The sequence below is a fragment of the Paraburkholderia sp. BCC1885 genome, from assembly GCF_900996235.1.
Lineage (GTDB): Bacteria > Pseudomonadota > Gammaproteobacteria > Burkholderiales > Burkholderiaceae > Paraburkholderia.
This window is the reverse complement of the sequence record NZ_CAAJGM010000272.1, coordinates 1-2,670: the sequence shown is the minus strand read 5'-3', so window position 1 is coordinate 2,670 and position 2,670 is coordinate 1. Positions and strand designations below refer to the sequence as shown.

2 rRNA genes are annotated in these 2,670 nt (G+C 53.3%); both read left to right on the top strand.

What is annotated here, in order from left to right:
* Positions 1–2,334: ribosomal RNA gene (locus FQ755_RS34770) — 23S ribosomal RNA — on the top strand; the annotation flags it as partial.
* 218 nt (positions 2,335–2,552) lie between these two features.
* A 5S ribosomal RNA gene (gene rrf, locus FQ755_RS34765) occupies positions 2,553–2,666 on the top strand.
* Positions 2,667–2,670: the final 4 nt, after the last annotated feature.

The window sequence follows — 2,670 nt, the reverse complement described above, 5'->3', positions numbered from 1 at the left end:
GGGGTGACGGCGTACCTTTTGTATAATGGGTCAGCGACTTACATTCAGTGGCAAGCTTAACCGATTAGGGCAGGCGTAGCGAAAGCGAGTCCGAACAGGGCGTTCAGTCGCTGGGTGTAGACCCGAAACCAGGTGATCTATCCATGGCCAGGATGAAGGTGCGGTAACACGTACTGGAGGTCCGAACCCACTAACGTTGAAAAGTTAGGGGATGAGCTGTGGATAGGGGTGAAAGGCTAAACAAACCTGGAAATAGCTGGTTCTCTCCGAAAACTATTTAGGTAGTGCCTCGTGTATCACCTTCGGGGGTAGAGCACTGTCATGGTTGAAGGGTCCATTGCGGATTACTTCGCCATAGCAAACTCCGAATACCGAAGAGTGCAATCACGGGAGACAGACATCGGGTGCTAACGTCCGGTGTCAAGAGGGAAACAACCCAGACCGCCAGCTAAGGTCCCCAAATATTGCTAAGTGGGAAACGAAGTGGGAAGGCTAAAACAGTCAGGAGGTTGGCTTAGAAGCAGCCATCCTTTAAAGAAAGCGTAATAGCTCACTGATCGAGTCGTCCTGCGCGGAAGATGTAACGGGGCTAAGCAATATACCGAAGCTGCGGATGCATATTTATATGCATGGTAGGAGAGCGTTCCGTAAGCCTGCGAAGGTGCATTGAAAAGTGTGCTGGAGGTATCGGAAGTGCGAATGCTGACATGAGTAGCGATAAAGGGGGTGAAAGGCCCCCTCGCCGTAAGCCCAAGGTTTCCTACGCAACGTTCATCGGCGTAGGGTGAGTCGGCCCCTAAGGCGAGGCAGAAATGCGTAGCTGATGGGAAGCAGGTTAATATTCCTGCACCATTGTTAAATGCGATGGGGGGACGGATCGCGGAAGGTTGTCCGGGTGTTGGAAGTCCCGGTCCTTGCATTGGAGAAGGCGCTTTGGCAAATCCGGGCGCGGAATTCAAGGGTGCGAGGCCATTCACTTAGGTGAAGAAGCAACTGGAAGTGGTTCCAAGAAAAGCCTCTAAGCTTCAGTTTAACAGGACCGTACCGCAAACCGACACAGGTGGGCGAGATGAGTATTCTAAGGCGCTTGAGAGAACTCGGGAGAAGGAACTCGGCAAATTGGTACCGTAACTTCGGGATAAGGTACGCCCCTGTAGCTTGACTGGCCTGCGCCAGGAGGGTGAAGGGGTTGCAATAAACTGGTGGCTGCGACTGTTTAATAAAAACACAGCACTCTGCAAACACGAAAGTGGACGTATAGGGTGTGACGCCTGCCCGGTGCCGGAAGATTAAATGATGGGGTGCAAGCTCTTGATTGAAGTCCCGGTAAACGGCGGCCGTAACTATAACGGTCCTAAGGTAGCGAAATTCCTTGTCGGGTAAGTTCCGACCTGCACGAATGGCGTAACGATGGCCACACTGTCTCCTCCCGAGACTCAGCGAAGTTGAAGTGTTTGTGATGATGCAATCTCCCCGCGGCTAGACGGAAAGACCCCATGAACCTTTACTGTAGCTTTGCATTGGACTTTGAACCGGTCTGTGTAGGATAGGTGGGAGGCTGTGAAGCGGGAACGCCAGTTTCCGTGGAGCCAACCTTGAAATACCACCCTGATCTGTTTGAGGTTCTAACCTTGGCCCGTGATCCGGGTCGGGGACAGTGCATGGTAGGCAGTTTGACTGGGGCGGTCTCCTCCCAAAGTGTAACGGAGGAGTACGAAGGTACGCTAGGTACGGTCGGAAATCGTGCTGATAGTGCAATGGCATAAGCGTGCTTAACTGCGAGACCGACAAGTCGAGCAGGTGCGAAAGCAGGTCATAGTGATCCGGTGGTTCTGTATGGAAGGGCCATCGCTCAACGGATAAAAGGTACTCTGGGGATAACAGGCTGATACCGCCCAAGAGTTCATATCGACGGCGGTGTTTGGCACCTCGATGTCGGCTCATCTCATCCTGGGGCTGTAGCCGGTCCCAAGGGTATGGCTGTTCGCCATTTAAAGAGGTACGTGAGCTGGGTTTAAAACGTCGTGAGACAGTTTGGTCCCTATCTGCCGTGGGCGCTGGATATTTGAAGGGGGCTGCTCCTAGTACGAGAGGACCGGAGTGGACGAACCTCTGGTGTACCGGTTGTCACGCCAGTGGCATCGCCGGGTAGCTATGTTCGGAAGAGATAACCGCTGAAAGCATCTAAGCGGGAAACTCGCCTTAAGATGAGATATCCCCGGGGCTTTAAGCCCCTTGAAGGGTCGTTCAAGACCAGGACGTTGATAGGTCAGGTGTGGAAGCGCAGTAATGCGTTAAGCTAACTGATACTAATTGCCCGTAAGGCTTGATCCTATAACAGGTGTGTGTCGGCAGCCATTAGTGCTTGAGCACTTATGGATGCCCCACCCTGCGCGACGCGCAGGGTCTCGGACACCACGCACGGTTGAGATCAGTGTTGTGCCAGAAACAGCACAACCCGCACGTATTAACGTGCAAACGAGAGGCATCCTCTCAGCTACTTCTTCCCGATTGGTTGTGCCGCCCCAAAGGCGACACGACAACAAGTCATGCCTGATGACCATAGCGTGTCGGTACCACCCCTTCCCATCCCGAACAGGACCGTGAAACGACTCCACGCCGATGATAGTGCGGATTACCCGTGTGAAAGTAGGTAATCGTCAGGCTCCC